This window comes from Streptomyces sp. HUAS TT7, assembly GCF_051550175.1.
Taxonomy (GTDB): domain Bacteria; phylum Actinomycetota; class Actinomycetes; order Streptomycetales; family Streptomycetaceae; genus Streptomyces.
The window spans coordinates 3017180-3037123 of the sequence record NZ_CP196175.1; the positions used below are offsets into that span (position 1 = coordinate 3017180).

At 72.5% G+C, this 19944-nt stretch carries 15 protein-coding genes; 3 read left to right on the top strand and 12 right to left on the bottom strand.

The window, feature by feature from the left end; genetic code table 11:
- Positions 1-2 precede the first annotated feature (2 nt).
- The 3 genes from ACSHXC_RS13395 to ACSHXC_RS13405 all read right to left on the bottom strand — a co-directional run bounded on the left by ACSHXC_RS13395 (position 3) and on the right by ACSHXC_RS13405 (position 3070).
- Positions 3-683 carry an AIM24 family protein gene (locus tag ACSHXC_RS13395; RefSeq protein ID WP_053729892.1) on the bottom strand — a complete coding sequence of 227 codons (681 nt, stop codon included), beginning with the start codon at positions 681-683 and terminating at the stop codon, positions 3-5.
- 13 nt (positions 684-696) lie between these two features.
- On the bottom strand, positions 697-2367 hold the full coding sequence (locus tag ACSHXC_RS13400; protein ID WP_438291802.1) for a TerD family protein: 1671 nt from the start codon (positions 2365-2367) through the stop codon (positions 697-699).
- 106 nt (positions 2368-2473) lie between these two features.
- Positions 2474-3070 (bottom strand): M48 metallopeptidase family protein, encoded by a 597-nt coding sequence (locus ACSHXC_RS13405; protein ID WP_189962741.1) that lies wholly within the window; start codon positions 3068-3070, stop codon positions 2474-2476.
- A gap of 225 nt (positions 3071-3295) precedes the next feature.
- Here ACSHXC_RS13405 and ACSHXC_RS13410 point away from each other — a divergent pair, with 225 nt between their 5' ends.
- Together ACSHXC_RS13410 and ACSHXC_RS13415 are read left to right on the top strand one after the other, a co-directional pair.
- Positions 3296-4429 carry a ThiF family adenylyltransferase gene (locus tag ACSHXC_RS13410; protein WP_438291803.1) on the top strand — a complete coding sequence of 378 codons (1134 nt, stop codon included), beginning with the start codon at positions 3296-3298 and terminating at the stop codon, positions 4427-4429.
- 39 nt (positions 4430-4468) lie between these two features.
- Positions 4469-5839, top strand: a complete 1371-nt coding sequence (locus ACSHXC_RS13415) for an ABC1 kinase family protein (RefSeq protein WP_438291804.1) — start codon at positions 4469-4471, stop codon at positions 5837-5839.
- A 35-nt stretch (positions 5840-5874) separates the two neighbouring features.
- Here ACSHXC_RS13415 and ACSHXC_RS13420 read toward each other — a convergent pair whose 3' ends face one another.
- From ACSHXC_RS13420 to ACSHXC_RS13440, 5 genes are all read right to left on the bottom strand, one after another.
- Complete coding sequence (locus ACSHXC_RS13420; protein WP_386000916.1) at positions 5875-6066, bottom strand: hypothetical protein; 192 nt, start codon at positions 6064-6066, stop codon at positions 5875-5877.
- A 120-nt stretch (positions 6067-6186) separates the two neighbouring features.
- Complete coding sequence (locus ACSHXC_RS13425) at positions 6187-6510, bottom strand: hypothetical protein (protein WP_114038864.1); 324 nt, start codon at positions 6508-6510, stop codon at positions 6187-6189.
- The gene (locus ACSHXC_RS13430; RefSeq protein ID WP_053729898.1) at positions 6507-6875 is read right to left on the bottom strand and encodes a WhiB family transcriptional regulator; all 369 of its coding nucleotides are present in this window, start codon (positions 6873-6875) and stop codon (positions 6507-6509) included. The genes ACSHXC_RS13425 and ACSHXC_RS13430 overlap by 4 nt, the downstream gene beginning before the upstream one ends.
- Positions 6876-7041: 166 nt before the next feature.
- Positions 7042-7395: a hypothetical protein gene (locus ACSHXC_RS13435; RefSeq protein WP_438291805.1), complete on the bottom strand. Its 354-nt coding sequence runs from the start codon at positions 7393-7395 to the stop codon at positions 7042-7044.
- Between the two features lie 179 nt (positions 7396-7574).
- A complete protein-coding gene (locus ACSHXC_RS13440; protein ID WP_438291806.1) occupies positions 7575-9758 on the bottom strand; it encodes an ATP-dependent DNA helicase UvrD2 in 2184 nt (727 codons plus the stop codon).
- Between the two features lie 262 nt (positions 9759-10020).
- On the opposite strand from ACSHXC_RS13440, the gene ACSHXC_RS13445 reads away from it, so the two are divergent.
- A complete protein-coding gene (locus ACSHXC_RS13445; RefSeq protein ID WP_120721504.1) occupies positions 10021-10263 on the top strand; it encodes a mycoredoxin in 243 nt (80 codons plus the stop codon).
- A gap of 92 nt (positions 10264-10355) precedes the next feature.
- Here the strand turns inward: ACSHXC_RS13445 and nudC are convergent, their stop codons facing one another.
- From nudC to ACSHXC_RS13465, 4 genes are all read right to left on the bottom strand, one after another.
- On the bottom strand, positions 10356-11318 hold the full coding sequence (gene nudC, locus ACSHXC_RS13450) for an NAD(+) diphosphatase (protein WP_373300922.1): 963 nt from the start codon (positions 11316-11318) through the stop codon (positions 10356-10358).
- A 71-nt stretch (positions 11319-11389) separates the two neighbouring features.
- Complete coding sequence (locus ACSHXC_RS13455; protein ID WP_438291807.1) at positions 11390-12805, bottom strand: dipeptidase; 1416 nt, start codon at positions 12803-12805, stop codon at positions 11390-11392.
- A 10-nt stretch (positions 12806-12815) separates the two neighbouring features.
- Positions 12816-16385 (bottom strand): UvrD-helicase domain-containing protein, encoded by a 3570-nt coding sequence (locus tag ACSHXC_RS13460; RefSeq protein WP_438291809.1) that lies wholly within the window; start codon positions 16383-16385, stop codon positions 12816-12818.
- A gap of 87 nt (positions 16386-16472) precedes the next feature.
- Positions 16473-19817, bottom strand: coding sequence for an ATP-dependent helicase (locus tag ACSHXC_RS13465; protein WP_438291810.1), 3345 nt, complete (start codon positions 19815-19817; stop codon positions 16473-16475).
- Between the last annotated feature and the right edge of the window lie 127 nt (positions 19818-19944).

Sequence of the window (19944 nt, forward strand, 5' to 3'; positions counted from 1 at the left end):
CCCTAGCCCCGGGCCCGCAGGCGGTCCGTGCTGTCCTCACTCGGCTGTACGACGACGATGCCCTGGCCCGAGAAGGCCATCTGGAACGCCTCTCCGCTGCCCCGGCCGATCAGCGAGGACGCCTTGAAGCTGCGCTTGCCCTTCACCTTCAGGTTCGGGGACCAGGCGACAAGGGCGTCCGGGTCGACGTACGTCTCGTCCTCGCCGCTGCCGCAGTCGACGACGACCGGGGTGCCGCGCGAGGTCAGGGCGACCCAGCCGGTGCCGGAGATCTTCACGTTGAACAGGCCCTGGCCCGCGAACTTGGCGAGCCCCTTGACCCGTTCGACGCCCCACTGGAGGCTCGCGTCGAAGGCGAGCACATTGGTGCCGTTGACGGAGATCGCGTCGTTGTTGAGGTTGACGATCACGACGTTGGCACCGTAGTCGGCGAGGTAGAGCAGGCCGTCGCCGGTGCACTTCATGAGAGGCGCGCCCTCGCCGGTGATCCAGTCGCGCGCCATCTGGCGCACGGCCGGCGGGTTGGGCTCGTACTGGATGAAGCCCTCGTAGGCGACCATCGAGCCGACCCGGGCGAGCAGGTCCTGGCCGGTGGCCATGGCCACCTTGAGCATGGCGCTTCCGTGGTTCTCCATCCGGGCCGCGACGGGGGTGGGGGCATAGCCCGCGAGTTGCTGGTTCATGGTCCGGGCTCCCTCAGACCTCGTACGGCTGGACGACGATGAAGTTGCCGGGGGCGCCCCGGAACTGGAGATTGACGGACTCGCCGCTGTCCCCCGGATAGGCGTTGCGGCGCAGCCGTACCTGGCTGGAGACGATCACCTGGGACGCGGCGGACCAGGCGACGATCGCGTCGCTGTCGGCGAAGGTGGTCGGCGTGACCGGCAGCACCACCGGGGTGCCGTGGGTCATCACGACGACGGTGCCGGTGCCCTGGAACAGCATGGTGAACAGGGCGCCACCGGGGATGCCGTGCCCCTCGATGCGGCGGACCTCGTACTGGAGCGACTCGTCGAAGGCGAGGACGTTCTCGGCGGAGACGCAGATGCCGTCGCCCTGGAGCTCGATGGGGTGCAGATAGGCGCTGTTCTCGGCGAGGAAGACCTGGCCGCGGCCGGAGCAGCGCATCAACTGCATTTCCTGGCCGGTCGCGTTGCCGACGATCCGGCCCGCGAAGCCGGCTCCCTTGTAGCCGAAGTCGACCTTGCCCTGGTACATGACCATGCTGCCCTGGCGGGCCAGGACCGGCTGGCCGCCGGCGCCGAGGTCGACCCGGACCAGCTGCTTGTTCTGCGACGTCCAGCGCTGGCCGGTGGGCAGTTCCTTGTACATCTGGATGGCCGCGTGGAGGCCGCCTCCTTGGGGCATGCCCTGCGGCTGACCGTAGGGCGCGGGCTGCCCATAGGGCGCCGGCTGACCGTACGGGGCGGGGGCGCCCGGCGGCGGTACCTGGCCCGGGACGGGGCTGGGCTGCCGGCCGAACTGGGGCTGCTGCGGCGGCTGTCCGTAAGGGGGCTGCTGCGGCTGTCCGTACGGAGCGGGCGGGGGCGGCGGCACTGTGCCGGGCACCAGGTGCATCGGCGCGGCGATGGTCGGTGCGGCGTGGATCTGCGGGCTGGGCGCGGGAGGCGGCGGGGTGGACCCCTGCGGCGGCGCGTAGTGCTGCGGGGCGGCCGGGGCAGGCGCGGGCGCCGGCACCGGTGTCCCGAAGGAGGGCGCGGGCTGCGGGGCCTGCGCCGGGGCGCCGAACTGCGGGGCGGGCGCGGCGGCTTGGGGCGGCGGCGCGAAACCGGGCGTCGCGCCCTGCGGCTGCGGCTGCTGCGGGGCCGCGGGCTCCTCCTCCAGAACCTCGCCGCCGAAGTTCTTCAGGAGGGCTTCGAGACCACCGTCGAAACCCTGGCCGACGGCGGCGAAGCGCCACACGTCCTTCAGGTAGAAGTCGCCGAGCATGACGGCCCGCTCGGTGCTGAACTCCGCGCCGGTGAAGGAGTACCGGACCACCTCCTCGCCACCGGCGACGACCCGGATGTAGCCCGGGCCCACCTGCGACATCTGGCCGGCGCCGTCGAGCGTCGCGGTGAAGGAGAGCTTCTGGATGTTCGCCGGGACGCGGTCCAGGGTGACGCGGAACGACTCGGTGTCGCCGGACTGGGCGCCGAGGAGCTGGATCGACTCCTCAGGGGATTTGGGCTGGTTGAAGAAGACGAAGTAACGGTCGTCGGACAGCTGCTCGTTGGCGTCGAGCCCGAAGCAGCTGATGTCGAAGGTCAGCCCGGGACCGCCGATCTGCACGCCTACGTACAGATCCGTCCCTGCCGTGAGATCACTGACCTTGGCCTTGTGGCCGCGCTGGAATTCCCTGGCCATGCGTACCGACCGTCCCCCATCCCGAGGTGATTGCGTCGCGCCAGGCTAACGGCTGCCTCGGACAATCAGCGAAGCCGCTACACATTCGGTACAGAACCGCCGACTCTCACTCTCCGCGAGCGGCGGGCAGGTGCGGAAGGCGGTCGGCGGCCACCACGCCTTCGAGGTAGCCGCGGGCCCGTTCGGTGCGCGGATAGGCGTCCAGGAGCTGCCAGAACCGTGGTCCATGGCCGGGCACCAGGAGGTGGGCCAGCTCGTGGACGAGCACATAGTCGACGACGTACTCGGGCATGCCCTGGAGCCGGTGCGAGAGGCGGATGCTGCCCTCGGCCGGGGTGCACGAGCCCCAGCGCGTGTTCTGGTTGGTCACCCAGCGCACCGACGCGGGGCGGGCCCGGCCCTCGAAGTACTGCTCGGAAAGACGCTCGGCGCGCTCGGTCAGTTCCGCGTCGCCCAGCATGCGCTTGCTCTCCTGCGCCGCCAGTTTGTCCAGCATCACCGTGACCCAGCGCTGCTCCTCCGCCTCGGACATGCGGGCCGGGATCAGCACGATGGTGCGATCGCCTTCGCGGTAGGCGGAGACCGTTCTGCTGCGCCGGGTGCTGCGGCGGACCTCGACCGCGCTCGTCGCCGGACCGCGTGGCGGCAGGCTGGTGGGGCTGCGCGGCGGGCTTCCGGCACTCTGCAGTGGGTCGGCGGGCACGCCCCGACGTTACCCGCTGCCAGTGGGGGAAGTCCCGCCTCCGGGACGGTTGAGCCATGATCCATCCGACGGGGTGCAGCATTTGAATGACTAATACCCCTCGCCTGTGGACAACTTTCCACGCCCTTCTCCGCAGCCGTGCATTCTGGCCCCATGCCGCACGACGGCCTGCGATCGGGCAGGTTCCGAGGACGTGCGCAGACGCGGGACAACGGGGGTACGACCATGCATCCGATGCTGAAGCCGGCACTGCGCCGCGCCTGGCGGGACCGGCAGACCGTGCAGTTCGGGATCACACCCGCGCAGGCTGTGGTGGTGTCGCCGGTGGACCCGGCGACGGGCCATTTCCTGGAGATGCTCGACGGCACCCAGGGCCTGCCCTTTCTGTACGAGCGGGCGCGCGCCCTGAACCTGCCACCCGGTCAAGTGGACGAGCTGGTGGCCCGGTTGACGGCGGCGGGCGTGGTCGACGATCCGACGGCGGGCGGCCCGGCGGCCGATGCGTTACGGAATCGTTCGGATGCGCTGGAGCGACTACGGCCGGATCTGGCTTCCCTCTCCCTGATTCACCCGGAGCCGGGCGACGCCGCGCGCAGGCTGGCGGCCCGCAGGACCATACGGGTCCAGGTGCGCGGCGCCGGGCGGGTCGGCGCGACCATCGCCGCGGTGCTCTCGGGCTCCGGGGTGGGCCGGGTCGACGTCCTCGACGGGGGCGTCGCGCAGCCGGGCGACGTGGCGCCGGGCGGGCTGCCCGAGCGGGCCGTCGGCGAGCGCCGGGCGACGGCGGCCGGCCAGCTGGTGCGGCGGACTGCGCCGGGCGGGCCGCCGCGCCAGGGACGGGACGCGGAGCAGGCCCCGCTCTCCCTGATCGTGGTCGCCCCGCGCGAGGCACTCGATGTGTACGCGCCGAACGCGGCGGACGCCGAGGACTGGATCGGGTCCGGAACTCCCCATCTTTACGCGGGAGTTGTGGAGACGACGGGGATGGTGGGTCCGCTGGTGCTGCCCGGCGGCACCGGGTGCGCGGGATGCCTCTCGCTCGGCCGCACGGAGCGCGACCCGGGCTGGCCGCGACTGCTCGCGCAGTGGCGCTCGGGACGGCAGCGCACCGCCGTACCGGCCTGCGACCTGGCACTCGCGACGGCGGTGGCGGGTCTCGCGGCCGGGCACGCGCTGGCGTTCCTCGACGGTGATCTTCCGGCGAGTACGGGCAGCCGCTGGGAGGCCTCGCTGCCCCAGCTCGACTGGCGGTCCACTCCGATCGAGCCACACCGCGACTGCTTCTGCGGCGCGGTTGGGAACACTCAGGGGGAGCAGGTCTCGGGGACGGTGGGGCCACACGACACAATGGCCCGGTAACGCCTGCGAGGCGCTGCTGTCTGGGATTTGGAGGGGCGCATGTCTGATCTTCCCCGGAAGGCGGTCACCCGGACCGCCAAGCTGGCCGCGCTGCCACTTGGCTTCGCCGGCCGGGCCACCTGGGGCCTGGGCAAGCGGATCGGCGGGAAGTCCGCGGAGCTGGTGGCGCGCGAGCTCCAGCAGCGCACCGCCGAGCAGCTCTTCAAGGTCCTGGGCGAGCTGAAGGGCGGCGCCATGAAGTTCGGGCAGGCGCTGTCCGTCTTCGAGTCGGCCCTCCCGGAGGAGGTCGCCGGCCCCTACCGGGCCGCCCTGACCAAGCTCCAGGAAGCGGCGCCACCGATGCCGACCCGCACGGTCCACGCCGTACTGGAGGAGCGGATCGGCGCCGACTGGCGGGAGCTGTTCCTGGAGTTCGAGGAGAAGCCGGCTGCGGCCGCCTCGATCGGGCAGGTGCACCGGGCGGTGTGGCACGACGGGCGCGAGGTGGCCGTCAAGGTGCAGTACCCGGGGGCCGGCGAGGCGCTGCTCTCGGATCTGACACAGCTCAGCCGGTTCGCCCGGCTGCTCGGCCCGCTGATTCCGGGGATGGACATCAAGCCGCTCATCACCGAGCTGCGTGACCGGGTCTCGGAGGAGCTGGACTACGAGCTGGAGGCGCGGGCCCAGCGGGAGCACGCCGCGGAGTTCGCGGGCGACGGGGATGTACTGGTGCCCGATGTGGTGCACCAGTGCGACCAGGTCCTGGTGACCGAGTGGATCGAGGGGATACCGCTCTCGGACGTGATCAAGGACGGCACGCAGGAACAGCGGGACCGGGCCGGGCAGTTGCTGACTCGGTTCCTGTTCTCCGGCCCGGCCAGGACCGGGCTGCTGCACGCCGATCCGCACCCGGGCAACTTCCGGCTGCTGCCGCCCGAGAAGGCGGGGGGTCAATGGCGGCTCGGGGTCATGGACTTCGGCACGGTGGACCGGCTCCCCGGCGGGCTGCCCGCGACGATCGGCGAGTCCCTGCGGATGACGCTGGAGGGCGAGGCCGAGGCGGTGTACGAGCTGCTGCGCGGGGAGGGCTTCGTCAAGGAGTCCATCGACCTGGATCCGGACGCGGTCCTCGACTACCTGCTGCCGATCATCGAGCCGGCCCAGGCCGACGAGTTCACCTTCAGCCGGGGCTGGATGCGCGGGCAGGCGGCCCGGATCGCCGACCCCCGCTCCCCCGCACACCAGTTGGGCAAGCAGCTCAACCTGCCGCCGTCGTATCTGCTGATACACCGCGTGACGCTGTCCACCATCGGCGTGCTGTGCCAGCTGGACGCGACGGTGCGCATGCGGGACGAGCTGGAGGAGTGGATGCCCGGGTTCCTGGCGGAGGCCCCGGACGAGTCGGAGCCGGAGGCGGCCGAGGAGGCGTGAGAGCGGGGCCGGAGGCCTGAGGGCGGGCCCGGGCGCTACCACCAGGAGGCGTCGAGCCTGCCTTCGATGGCCCTGATGTTGGCGCGGGCGCAGTCGTCGCAGTAGTAGCGGCCGGTGCCGTTCTCGACCGAGTAGGTCCAGGTCGGCGGTGGGCCCTCGGCAGGGGCCGGGGTCCCGCAGTGGGAGCACACGATGGTTTCGGCCACCGGCCGATTCTGGTCGTCCACCTCGCGACGATACCGCCGCACCCGGCCCTTTGGGGCCACAACGCACCGCGGGGGCCGGTCCGTTCGGACCGGCCCCCGCGTCTTACTGCTTGCTTCCTGGTCGTGCTCAGGCGCCGACCGTCAGTGCATGACGGCCATGGCGAGGGCACGGCGGGCGCGCATCGACGCGCGCTCGGCGCGCCGCTGCATCCGCCGGGCGGCGACCATGCGTACGGCCTGGCGCTCCACCTCGGCTTCCCGCAGCCGCTGATGCATATGTGCACGGGCCAGGGCTTCTGGCATGAGTTGCATTTCGAGGGTCCTGTTCTGACGCGACTTGTTCGCGCCGGTGGTGGTGAAGTCTGGGGTCGCGGAGCCGGTGGGCTCGCTGGCGGACGTCGTCATCGGGGCCTGCTTCTGGGGGTCGTTCGTTCGGGGGTGGTCGATGGTTCCCGGGCGGTTCATGCCGCGACCGGGTTCTTGCGCGGGCGACCACGCGGCCGCTTGCGGGCAACGACCACACCCTGGACGAAGAGCTCGCCGCCCCAGACGCCCCACGGCTCGCGCCGCTCCTTGGCACCCGCGAGGCAGGCAGCCATCAGGGGGCAGGTCTGGCAGAGCGACTTGGCGTACTCGACATCGGCCGGCGACTCGGCGAAGAAGACCTCCGGGTCGAAGGAACGGCAGGGGACGGGTACGCCGAGGTTCTCGATGGCGTCGTCGAGCGCGGTGAGCGCAGTGAGGGGAGTCAAGGCGGGGTCCTCCGTGAGACCGGGCGGGGGGAGAGTCGGGGCGGGCGGTACGGACGGGGCGTGCGCTTCGAGTTGCACGGTGATTTCTTCCTCGTCTTGTTCGGCTGTGTCGGTCCGGCCGGTCGGCCGGGTTTCGGCTGGCACCGAGGCCCCCTTCACTCCGTCCGTCCCGTTCGGGACAAACAGAAGGGCCGCGGATCCCTGATGGGGTTCCGCGGCCCTGAAGGCGCCTGCCTGATCTGGATCAGGCTGGATCACTCCAGGGTTCGAGCCCACGGAAGGCCCACATCGTGTGGTGCTGGTAGTGCTTCGTCTGCTTCTCGGCTCCGGCACCGGTCGCCGCAAAGGCCTGGGCCTGAGCCCGTCCCTTCGCTACTGCTGCTCCCGGCGCCTGGATCGGTCGCTCATTGCGCTCATCACGCACGGGGAGGCTCGCCAGGGAGGCCGGAACGACGGCGGAGATGCCGACGAGACCGGAGGCGCCGACGGACAGACCGGTGCCCTGGAACGAAGAGCCGAGCGTGCAGGTGGCGGCGACCGAGCGGTCCGTCACTTTGGTGCTGATGAAGCTGGTGGTGATCTCGATGTAGCTGGCCACTGGTCTCGCCTCCTCTCGGCGTCTCGGGGACTTCGGCCTCGCGGCCTGATCCCATGCGTATTCGGATAAGTACAGCTAAGTACAGCACGGAGACCGGGCTTCGGAGAAGCTCTCGTTTCCGTGGTTAAGAACCTATGGGGATTCCTGGGGCGGGCGCAAACTATTTTTTCGACGAGTTTTCATGAACCTGCCTCGTCGGCTCCTCCAGGCTCCTCACCTGCGCAGATGGCCAGGACATCGGTGCCGAACCGATCCAGCTTGCGGGCGCCGACGCCGGAGATCACCGCGAGCTCGTGCCCGTTGGACGGCACGGCCTCCGCGATCGCCATGAGCGTCTTGTCCGTGAAGACGACGTACGGGGGCATGCCCAGCTCCTGCGCCTGGTGGGAGCGCCAGTCGCGGAGCCGCTCGTACAGCGCCTCGTCCATGTCCGAGGGGCAGTCCTCGCAGCGCATCAGCTTCATCTCGCCGGCTTCGGTGAGTGTTTTCCCGCACACCCGGCACAGCACCGGTCCCCGGCGGACGCGCTTGCGGACGGCGGAGCCGCGCTCGATGCCGCCCGCGCCGCCCGCCGCCGCCCGGGCGGCGCGGGAGCCGGTGCCCGGGCGCAGGCCGTCCAGGAACTGGCTGGGGCGACGGTGGGCCCGGCCGCCGGGAGAGCGCGAGAGCGACCAGGAGAGCCCGAGGTGGAGCCGGGCGCGGGTGACGCCGACATACAGCAGCCGGCGCTCCTCCTCGATCTGCTCGTCCGTCTTCGCGTAGGTGATCGGCAGCATGCCCTCGGTGAGGCCGACCAGGAACACGGCGTCCCACTCCAGGCCCTTGGCCGCGTGGAGCGAGGCGAGGGTGACGCCCTGGACGGTCGGGGCGTGCTGGGCCTCTTCCCGGGCGCGGAGCTCGGCCCCGAGGTCGGACAGTGTGGCGTCGGGCTTCGCCCTCGCATAGTCCTCGGCGAGGCGGACGAGGGCGGCCAGTGACTCCCACTTGTCGCGCATGACGCCGGAGCCCTTCGGGGGCACCGCCGTCCAGCCCTTGGTGCCGAGCACGGCCCGGACCTGGGAGGGCAGATCCACGGCATCGTCGAGCAGCGAGTCGTTGCGGCCGGCCACGGAGGCGCCTCGGAGGGCGGTCGTAGCCTCCCGGACCTCGGGGCGCTCGAAGAACCGCTCGGCGCCGCGCAGCTGGTAGGGCACGTCGAGATCCGCCAGGGCCTGCTCGTAGATCTCGGACTGGGCGTTGATCCGGTACAGCACCGCGATCTCTCCGGCCGGGACCCCGGAGCGGATCAGGTCGCGGATGCGCCGGGCGACGCCCTCGGCCTCGGTGGGCTCGTCCCCGTACTCCGTGTAGACGGGCTCGGGACCCTTCTCGCGCTGCGAGACCAGTTCGAGGCGGTGCTCGGCGGCGCGGCCGGTGGCCTGGTTGAGCAGCCCGTTGGCGAGGTGCACGACCTGAGGGGTGGAGCGGTAGTCCCGGACCAGCTTGACCACCGTCGCGCTCGGGTGGCGGGTGCGGAAGTCGAGGAGGTAGTCCGGGGTGGCACCGGTGAAGGAGTAGATGGTCTGGCTGGCGTCGCCCACCACGCACAGATTGCCGCGATCGCCCACCCACAGGTCGAGCAGGCGCTGCTGGAGGGGACTGACGTCCTGGTACTCGTCCACCACGATGTGCTGGTACTGGTTGCGGACCCACTGGGCGAGGTCCTCCCTGGACTGGAGCACGCCGACCGTGAGCAGCAGCACGTCCTCGAAGTCGATCACCGCCCGGTCCTGCTTGAGCTGCTCGTACGTCCGGTAGATCTGGGCGATCTCGGCCGGGTCACGGGGCGGTTCGCGGTGCGACTTGGCGACGGCTGCCGGGTAGTCCTCGGGTACCCGCTGGGTGACCTTCGCCCACTCGATCTCACCGGTCACGTCGCGCAGCTCGTTGCGGTCGAGGCGGAGCCCGCTGCGGGCGGCCGCCTCGGCGACCAGCTGGACCTTGCGCTCGACGAGCCGGGGCATGTAACCGCCGACCGCCTTCGGCCAGAAGGCCTGGAGCTGGTGCAGGGCCGCCGCGTGGAAGGTGCGGGCGTTGACGCTGCCCACGCCCAGCTCGCGCAGCCGGCCGCGCATCTCGGCGGCCGCCCGGTTGGTGAACGTAACCGCCATCACTCCAGCCGGGGGGTAGATCCCCGAACGCACCCCGTACGCGATCCGGTGGGTGATCGCGCGGGTCTTGCCCGTGCCCGCGCCGGCCAGCACGCACACCGGGCCGTGCAGGGCCGTCGCGACCTCGCGCTGCTCGGGGTCGAGCCCGTCGAGCACCGCGTCGGCCGTGTCCGGGACCGGCGGGAAGAGAGTGGAGTGCGTTGCTGATGTCACCCCGCAATGCTGCCAGGTCGCCCGGGACCGATGCGCCGCGTTGTCCACAGGAGGCGCCCGCAGTCGTACTAATGCGGGTCGCACCGCCTCCCGCAGACGCCGGGTACCTGGCCGAACAGCCACCGGGGCGGGTGCGTGGCGATTCGGTCACATGGGGGCGCGGTGCGGGAATGGTGGTCGGCCCCCGTACGTTCCAGTGCGTGCGGAACCGCATTTCGGCGGGGCGCGCACGCCAGTCAGCGATACAGAGGAGCGCGAAGACATGCCGGGCACTGTGACGATGTACAGCACCACCTGGTGCGGCTACTGCCAGCGGCTGAAGAAGCAGATGGACCGCGAGGGCATCGCGTACACCGAGGTCAACATCGAGCACGACCCGGCGTCGGCGGCGTTCGTGGAGAAGGCCAACGGCGGCAACCAGACGGTCCCGACCGTGCTCTTCGACGACGGCTCGACGCTGACCAACCCGTCGCTCGCGCAGGTCAAGCAGAAGATCGGCGTCTGAACACGCCCGTACTGCGACGCAAAACCGGAAGGCCCTCGTCCCATCTCGGGCGGGGGCCTTCCGGATGTGTGGATCCGGGTCGTGGATCCGGGTCAGTGCGTCGGCTTCGGCAGGGGCTTGCCGTACCAGAGCTCGATCAGGCGGGCCGCGATCGAGATGCCGTACGGGGGCAGGACCTCACCGGAGTCGAAGGCCGCGGCCAGGTCCTCGCGGGAGAACCAGCGGGCCTCGTGGATCTCCTCGCCGTCCACGTTGATCTCGGACGAGGTGGCCTTGGCCATGAAGCCGAGCATCAGGCTGGACGGGAACGGCCAGGGCTGGCTGGCGACGTACTCGACCGGGCCGACCGTGACGCCGGCCTCCTCGAAGACCTCGCGGCGCACCGACTGCTCGATGGACTCGCCGGGTTCGACGAAGCCCGCGAGGGTGGAGAAGCGGCCCTCGGGCCAGTGCACCTGGCGGCCGAGCAGCGCCCGGTCGTGCTCGTCGGTGACCAGCATGATCACTGCCGGGTCGGTGCGCGGGTAGTGCTCGGCCCCGCACGCCGGGCAGCGGCGGATGTGGCCGGCCGCCGCGATCACGGTGCGCTCGCCGCAGCGGGAGCAGAAGCGGTGCAGGCGCTGCCAGTTCTCCAGGGCGACGGCGTGCGTCATCAGGCTCGCGTCGCGCGGGGACAGCAGGAGGCCGGCCTCGCGCAGTCCGGCGGGCCGGGCCGACTGGTCCATGCGGCCGGGCAGGGCGTCCTTCTGGAGGGCGAAGTAGCTGACGCCGTCCTCGTCGGTGCCCAGGAAGTAGCGGTGGGTCTCGGTGACCGGAGCCTCGAAGGCCGGGGTCATGACGAGCTCCGTACGCCCGTCGGGGGCGTCGTCGATCAGGGCCTGGCCGCCGGAGACCACGAATACCCGGGTCGTCGGATGGCTCCAGGCGGCCGCCAGCCACGCCTCGTCGAGGCGGTGGTGGGCCGCCCGGTCGATGCCGCTGGGCGCGGTGAGGCCGATCGGCGTGGCGAGCCCGATCGGCTGGTCCGTGATGGCTTCACTGCTGGTGGTGCTCACAGGTGCTTCCAACTCCCCCGGGTGGATGGTGTGTTCAGCGATTTCTGTCAGCCGCTGGTCAGGCTGGCGGATCAGGCTGTCGTGGCGGCGAGGTCGCTCCACAGGTGGGCCGTGGTCTCGACGCCCTTGAACAGCAGATCCAGTTCGACCTTCTCGTTGGGCGCGTGCCAGCCGTCCGAGGGGACCGAGATCCCCAGGAACAGGACGGGCGCCGCCAGTACGTCCTGGAGGTCGGCGGCAGGTCCCGAGCCTCCCTCGCGGGTGAAGCGGACCTTCGTGCCGAAAGCCTCGCCCATCGCCCGCACCACGGACTGAAGCGCCGGGTGGCCGAGCGGGGTGAGGCACGGCCGGGTGCCCGCGCTCCAGGTGATCTCGTGCCGGATTCCGGCGGGGATCCGCTCGGCGGCCCAGTCGGTGACGAGCTTCTCGATGTGCTGGGGGTCCTGGCCCGCGACCAGGCGGAAGGACAGCTTCACCATCGCCGACGACGGGATGATCGTCTTGCCGCCGGGGCCCTGGTAGCCGCCGCCGATGCCGTTGACCTCGGCGGTCGGGCGGGCCCAGATCCGCTCCAGGGTGGAGAACCCGGCCTCGCCCAGGGTCGCCCGCGACTTGGCGGTGCGCAGCCACTCGGCCTCGTCGAAGGGCAGCTCGGCGAAGAGCTCGCGCTCGGCGTCGGTGAGCTCCGCGATGCCGTCGTAGAAGCCGGGGATGGTGACGTGCTCGTCGGCGTCGTGCAGGGCCGCCACCAGGCGGGCCGCGGCCGTCGCCGGGTTGGGGACGGCGCCGCCGAAGGAGCCGGAGTGGATGTCCTGGCCGGGCCCGTACAGCTGGATCTCGCACTCGGCGAGGCCGCGCATGCCCGTGCACACGGTGGGGGTGTCCTCGGACCACATGCCGGTGTCGGAGACGATCACGGCGTCGGCCGCGAGGCGCTCGGCGTGCTGCTCGACGAGGGCCCGGAAGTGCGGCGAGCCGGACTCCTCCTCACCCTCGATCAGGAGCTTCAGGTTGACGGCGGGGGCGGTGCGGCCGGTGGCGGCGAGGTGCGCGCGGACGCCGAGGGTGTGGAAGAACACCTGGCCCTTGTCGTCGGCGGCGCCGCGCCCGTACATCCGCCCGTCGGTGATCACGGGCTCGAACGGGTCGGTGTGCCAGCCGTCCTCGCGGGCCGCGGGCTGTACGTCGTGGTGGCCGTAGACCAGGACGGTCGGCGCGCCCGCCTCGCCCGAGGGCCACTCGGCGTAGACGGCGGGGGCGCCCGGGGTGTCCAGGATCTCGGCGACCGGGAAGCCGGTCTCGCGGAGCTTGGCGGCGAGCCAGTCGGCACTGCGCCGTACGTCGGCGTCGTGGTCGGGCTGGGCCGACACGGACGGGATGCGCAGCCACTCCGCGAGGTCGTCGAGGAAGGCGGCGCGGTGCTGCTCGATGTACGTGCGCACCGTCTCGGTGGCGGTCTGGACGGCGCTGTCCGGGGTCTCGCTCATGTCCTTGAGCCTATCCGGCCGGGGGCGGTGGCCGGTCCGCCGGTCCGCCCTGCGGACTGCGCCCGAGCAGCATCGCCTCCAGCTCGGCGCGGCCCGGCAGCCGGGCCGGACGCACCGTCTCACCTGTGCGTACGTACACGAAGGCGGCCCCGACCGACTCCAGCGGGACGCCGAGCTGCTCGGCCCAGGCGACCCGGTAGACCGCCAGCTGGAGCGGGTCGGCGGTGGCCTGCCGGCCGGTCTTCCAGTCGACGATCTCGTACGTGGCGAGGGCGCCGTCGCCCTCCTTGTAGACGGCGTCGATCCGGCCCCGGATCACCCGGCCCGCCAGCGTCAGCTGGATGGGGGCCTCAGTGCGGTACGGGGTGCGGGACGCGTACGGGGTGCGCTCGAAGGCCTCCTTGAGGGCGGCCAGATCCCGTTCGTCGGCGATGTCGGCCTCGGTGTCGTCCGCCCCGGGCAGCTCGTCCGGGCCCAGCATCGGCAGCGGGAGCTCCTCGAAGCGGGACTCCACCCAGGCGTGGAACCGAGTGCCCCGGCGGGCGGCCGGCTGTGGGCGGCGCGGCATGGGGCGGGCCAGGTCCCGGGCGAAGCCGTCCGGGTCGGCGGCCAGCCTGAGCAGCTCGGACGCGGTGAGCGAGGCGGGCACCTCGACCTCGCGGGTGGTGGCGCGGGCCCGGCGGAGCTCGGTGGTGAGCGCCTCCAGGTCGCGGTCCCAGGAGTGCAGGGTGCGGCGGTCCTCGGGAGTGAGGCGGGGGGCGGGGATGTCGGCGGGAGCCTGCGCCAGGGTGTGGTCGCGGGCCCGGGTGTGCTCGATCGGCCCGGCCGGGGCGTGCTCGATCTCCGCGTCGGCGGACGGCGGGGCGGTGGCGGGGCGCTCGGTGGGCAGCAGGTCCCAGTCGCCGGTCAGGTCGACGGGGTCGGTCAACTCGCCGTCTCCGTAGGGCGATTCGTCGAGATCTCCGTAAGGGGAGAACGGCTCGTCCGGAGGGAAGGGCTCGTCCTCGTACGGCTCGCCCTCATAAGGGGCGTCGTCGTAAAGCCCGTCCTCATGAGAGTCCTCATAAGAGGGGGGCGCTTCGTCATACGGAGCCTCTGCGACCGGCGTCGCCAGGTGGGCCAGGACTCGTTCCGCGGCGGCGCGGCGGCGGGCCAGGGAGTCCGGGTCGAGCGGGAGGGGCCAGGCGTGGGTGGTGGCGGATTCGTGGAGGGCGGGGTTCTCGGCGCCCTCGGCCGGTTCGTCCGCCCACGCCTCGATCTCGCCGTGGCCCGCCGCGCAGTGCTCGTACAGCGCGTGCAGGAAGGCGGAGGGGCCCCGGGGCTTCTTCTGGCTCGGGCCCCACCAGTGCCCGGAGCCGAGCAGCAGGGTGCGGGGGCGGGTGAACGTGACGTATCCCAGGCGCAGTTCCTCGGTGTGCTGGTGGTCCTTCATCGCCTCCTTGAAGGACTTGAGGCCCTTCGCGTCCCACTCCTCGACGGCCGGCAGCGTCGGGGCGTCGCCGCGCAGGGCGTGCGGGAGGACCTTCGCCTGGGACGTCCAGGCCTCCCTCGACTGGGTGGAGGGGAACGTTCCGGTGACCAGGCCGGGGACGGCGACGACGTCCCACTCCAGGCCCTTGGACTTGTGGGCGGTGAGCACCTTCACCGTGTTCTCGCCGCCGGGCAGCGCGTTGTCCAGGCCCTTCTCGTACTGGGCGGCGGTGCGCAGGAAGCCGAGGAAGGCGAGGAGGGAGGCCTCGCCGTCGAGCGCGGCGAAGCTCGCCGCCGTGTCGAGGAAGCCGGAGAGCGTCTCGCGGCGGCGGGCGGCCAGCGCGTGCGGGGAGGCGGAGAGCTCGACTTCGAGGCCGGTGACACTCAGGACGCGGTGCAGTACGTCCATGAGCGGGTCGGCCAGCGAGCGGCGCAGGTCGCGCAGTTCGGCGGCGAGGCGGGCGAAGCGGACGCGGGCCTCGGCGGAGAAGGGCAGCTCGTCGTCCTCGGCGCCTTCGAGGAAGCTGTCCAGGGCGTCGGCGAGCGAGATCACCTCCGCCGGGTCGACCCCTTCGACGGCGTCGGCGAGGCGCTGGTCGGGGTCGTCGGACGGGCCGGTGACGCGGCGTACGAGATGGCGGGCGCGGCGGCCGAGCAGCGCCAGGTCGCGCGGGCCGATGCGCCAGCGCGGGCCGGTCAGGATCCGGACGAGCGAGGCGTTGGCGCCCGGGTCCTGGAGGACTTCGCAGACCGCCACGAGGTCGGCCACCTCGGGCAGGTGCAGCAGTCCGGAGAGGCCGACGACCTCGACGGGGATGTCGCGGGCCACCAGGGCGCCCTGGATCTGCGGGAAGTCGCCGGCCGTACGGCACAGGACGGCAATCTCGCCCGGGGCCTTGCCGGTGCGCACGAGGTGGGCGATCGAGTCGGCGAGCCACTCGATCTCCTGCTCGTGGGTGTCGAGCAGGGCTGTGCGAACGCTTCCGTCCCGCTCGGCGCCGGGGGCCGGGCGCAGCGCCTCCACCCCTTCGTGCATCGAACGCAGCGGCGCGGCAAGGGAGTTGGCGAGGTCGAGGAGGCGGCCGCCGCTGCGGCGGTTCTCGGACAGCGCGTAGCGGGTGGCGGGGCGGCCGTCGGCGTACGGGAAGTGGCGGGGGAAGTCGTCCAGGTTGGCGACCGAGGCGCCGCGCCAGCCGTAGATGGCCTGGCAGGGGTCGCCGACGGCGGTCACGGCGTGGCCGGTACCGCCGCCGAAGAGCGCGGCGAGCAGCCGGCGCTGGGCCACGGAGGTGTCCTGGTACTCGTCCAGGAGCACCACCTTGAACTCCTCGCGCAGGATCCGGCCGACCTCGGGGTGGGTGAGGGCGAGCTCGGCGGACAGCGCGATCTGGTCGCCGAAGTCGAGCAGGTCGCGGCTCTTCTTGGCGGCCCGGTAGCGGGTGGTGAGGTCGAGCAGTTCGAGCCGGGCGGCGGCGGCCTCGGGCACCTTGCGCAGCTCGGCGTTGCTGAGCTTGGCGCTCTCCAGGGTGCGCAGCAGGTCCCGGTCGTACGCGGCCAGACGCTCGGGGCCTACGAGATGCTCCGCGAGCTCGGCGTCGAGCGCGAGCAGGTCGCTGACCAGGGAGGCGAACGACTTGGTCAGCGCCGGGTACGGCCCCGGGGCCTCGCGCAGCACGCGGGCGGCGAGCTGGAAGCGGGTGGCGTCGGCGAGCAGCCGCGATGTGGGCTCCAGGCCTATGCGCAGCCCGTGGTCGGTCAGCAGGCGCCCCGCGAAGGCGTGGTACGTGGAGATCCCGGGCTCGCCCTGCTCCGGCTCCGGGGCGTCCGGGTCGGTGATGCCGGCCCTGATCAGGGCGGTGCGTACGCGCTCGGCGAGCTCGCCCGCGGCCTTGTTGGTGAAGGTCAGCCCCAGGACCTGCTCGGGTGCGACCTGGCCGGTGCCCACCAGCCACACGACCCTGGCCGCCATGACGGTCGTCTTCCCGGACCCGGCTCCGGCCACGATGACCTGCGGGGCGGGCGGCGCGGTGATGCAGGCCGTCTGCTCCGGGGTGAACGGGATGCCGAGGAGCTCTTTGAGCTGTTCGGGGTCGGTGAGGGGGGTGGGCACGTCAGGAAGGGTAGTGGGGGGTGCTGACAATGGGGGATTTGTGCGGGTGGGGGCGCCCGGGGCGGGCTTCGTCCTCCGCGCCAGGGACTACTCCACCACCTGCCGTCCCTCCGGCTGAGCCGTGCACGACGCCCGGAACGTGCAGTGCGTGCAATGCGCCCCCGCGGTCGGGGTGAACCGTTCGTCCAGGACTCGGCCTGCCGCCGTGGCCAATAGGTCGCCCACCCACTCGCCCGTCAAGGGCTGCTGGGACTGGACCTTCGGGTAGGCGTCGCCGCCCTCGCGCTTGGGGGCGGGCTGGCGCAGGTGGACCAGTTCGGCGCCGCCGGGGTCGGGGCGGCGGCCGTCGAAGGCCTCGTCCAGGGCGCCCTCTCGCACCGCGAGCTGGTAGACGGCCAGCTGCGGGTGGGCGGCCACCTCCGCGGCCGTGGGCGACTGCTTGCCGGTCTTGAAGTCGACCACGTACGCGCGGCCCTCCACGTCCTGCTCGACGCGGTCCATGGAGCCCCGGATGCGTACCTCGTACTCGCCCGCCTCCAGGGTCACGTCGAAGCCGTGTTCCGTGGCGACCGGGGTGCGGCCCGCGCGGTCCAGGGTGTGCCACTGGAGGAAGCGTTCCAGGGCGGCGCGCGCGTTCTGCTTCTCCTGGAGCGACTTCCAGGGCGCGTCGAAGGCGAGCGCGTCCCAGACCGAGTCGAGGCGTTCCATCAGGACGGCCAGGTCGGCCGGCGTACGGCCGGAGGCGACCTCGTCGGCCAGGACGTGGACCACGTTGCCGAAGCCCTGGGCGGCCGTCGCGGGCGCGTCCGCCTTGACCTCGCGGCCCAGGAACCACTGCAGGGCGCAGGTGTTGGCGAGCTGGTCCAGGGCGCTGCCGGACAGGGCCACCGGTACGGCGCGGTCGCGCAGCGGGACCTCCGAGCGGGTCGGCTCGTACAGGCCCCACCAGCGGTGCGGATGTGCCGCCGGGACCAGCGGCTGGCCCTCGTCGTCGACCAGCGCGGCCAGTCTGCCGAGGCGTTCGGCGGCGGCCTCGCGCAGTGCGTCGGAGGCGTCCGGGTCGACGGTCGTGGCGCGCAGCTCGGCGACCAGCGCGGCCACCGCCAGGGGGCGGCGGGGGCGGCCCGTGGTGTCCCGGGGTTCGACGCCCAGCTCGGTGAGGAAGCGGGACGGCTGGTCGCCGTCGTCGGCCGGGGCCTTGACGGCGGTCACGACGAGGCGGTCCCGGGCGCGGGTGGCCGCGACATAGAAGAGGCGTCGTTCTTCGGCGAGCAGCGCGCCCGGGGTGAGCGGTTCGGCCAGGCCGTCGCGGCCGATCCGGTCGGCCTCCAGGAGCGAGCCGCGGCGGCGCAGGTCGGGCCAGAGCCCTTCCTGCACCCCGGCGACCACGACCAGGCTCCACTCCAGGCCCTTGGAGCGGTGGGCGGTCATGACGCGTACCGCCTCCGGGCGGGCGGCCCGGCGGGTCAGGGTGTCGGCCGCTATGTCCTGCGCGTCGACCTCTTCGAGGAAGTTGAGCGCGCCCCGGCCGCCGGTGCGCTCCTCGGCGCGGGCCGCGGTGTCGAACAGGGCGCAGACGGCGTCCAGATCGCGGTCGGCGGCCCGCCCGCCGGCCCCGCCGCGCAGCGCCGCGCGTTCCAGGCGCTGCGGCCAGGGCGTGCCGTTCCACAGCTCCCACAGCGCCTCGGCGGCGGTGCCGCCGCCCTCCAGGAGTTCGCGGGCCTTGCGCAGCAGCGCGCCGAGGCGCTGGGCGCCGCGGGCGTACGAGGGGTCGTGCGCGACGAGCCGCTCGGGCTCGGCCAGGGCCCGCGCGAGCAGCACGTCCGAGGGAGCCGGGAGGCGATGGCCCGCGGCCCGCTCCTCGTCGCGCAGGGCCCGCCCGAGGCGCCGCAGGTCGGCGGTGTCCATGCCGCCGAGCGGCGAGGTGAGCAGGGTGTGCGCGGTCTCGGGGTCGAGCGGGGTGGGAGGTGCGGTCGGGGTGTCCGCCGCGCCCCTGCGGGGGTGCACGAGGCTGACCGGCGCGGACCCCCCGCCCTCCGAAGCCCCCTTCGACGTCGCCTCCGCCACCACCCGCAGCGCCGTCAGCAGCGGCGACACCGCCGGCTCGTCGCGCAGCGGCGTGTCCGCGCCCGACGTGTCCACGGGGATGCCCGCCGTCGTCAGGGCGCGGCGCAGGGCCGGGATCGTGCGGGTGCCCGCGCGGACCAGCACCGCCATCTCCTGCCAGGGGACGCCCTCTTCGAGGTGGGCGCGGCGCAGCAGGTCCGCGATGTTGTCCAGCTCGGTGGAGGCCGTGGGGTACGTGTACGTCTCCACGCGGCCGCCCGTACGGGTCGGCGACAGGTCGCGGTGCGCGCGGACCCGCTCGGCGGGCAGGCGCGGCAGCGGCATGCGGCGGGTCAGCAGCCGGGTCGCGTCAAGCAGGGCCGTGCCCGAGCGGCGCGACGTGGTGAGGACCTCGACGGGCGCCGGACTCCCGTCCGTACGCGCGAACGTGTCGGGGAAGCCGAGGATGCCGTTGATGTCGGCCCCCCGGAACGTGTAGATCGACTGGTCCGGGTCGCCGAACGCCACCAGCGTGCGCCCGCCGCCCGCCAGCGCCTTCAGGAGCCGTACCTGCGCCGGGTCGGTGTCCTGGTACTCGTCGACGAACACCGCCTCGTAAGAGGGCAGCTCGATGCGTTCGGCGAGCAGCACCGCGCGGTGCACGAGTTCCGCGTAGTCCAGGACGCCCTGGAGGTCGAGGACGTCGAGGTATTCGGCGAGGAACGCCGAGGCCGCCTTCCAGTCCGGGCGGCCCGCGCGCTCGGCGAAGCGGGCCAGGGCGTCGGGGCCGAGGCCCAGTTCGCGGCTGCGGGCGAGCACCGCGCGCACCTCGTCGGCGAAGCCGCGCGTGGTCAGGCAGGCTCGCAGCTCGTCGGGCCAGCTCACATGCGCGAGCCCGGTGCGCTGGAGGTCGATCTGCCCGGCCAGGAGGTCGCGTACGGCCACGTCCTGCTCGGGGCCGGACAGCAGGCGCAGGGGCTCGCGGAACAGCTCGGCATCCTGGTGCGCGCGGACCAGCGCGTAACAGTACGAGTGGAACGTGGTGGCCTGCGGGCTCTTCGCGCCGGCGCCGAGGCGCAGCGCCATCCGGTCGCGGAGCTCGACCGCGGCCTTGCGGCTGAAGGTGAGGACCAGGATGCGTTCGGGGTCCGTGCCGGCCGCCACCTTGGCCGCGACCGCCTCCACCAGGGTGGTCGTCTTGCCGGTGCCGGGCCCCGCGAGCACGAGAAGCGGACCCGACCTGTGGTCAACCACCCTGCGCTGGGGTGCGTCAAGGAGAGGGGGATCCACCGGGTCCGGCGGGGTACGCACCAGTCGGTACGCGCCGGGGGACCGCCGACGTACCTGCTGGTACGTCTGACGCCCGGTGGAAGAGGAGGAGCTCACGTGGATCGCCGGTCCTGGTGGGTGTGCTGGTCGTGATGGTGGTTACGAGGCCTGCGCGGCCGGCGCAGACCCTCGACGGTACGCCGAACCGTGCCCGGCACGCAGCGAGTCATCCGTACGGTCCTCA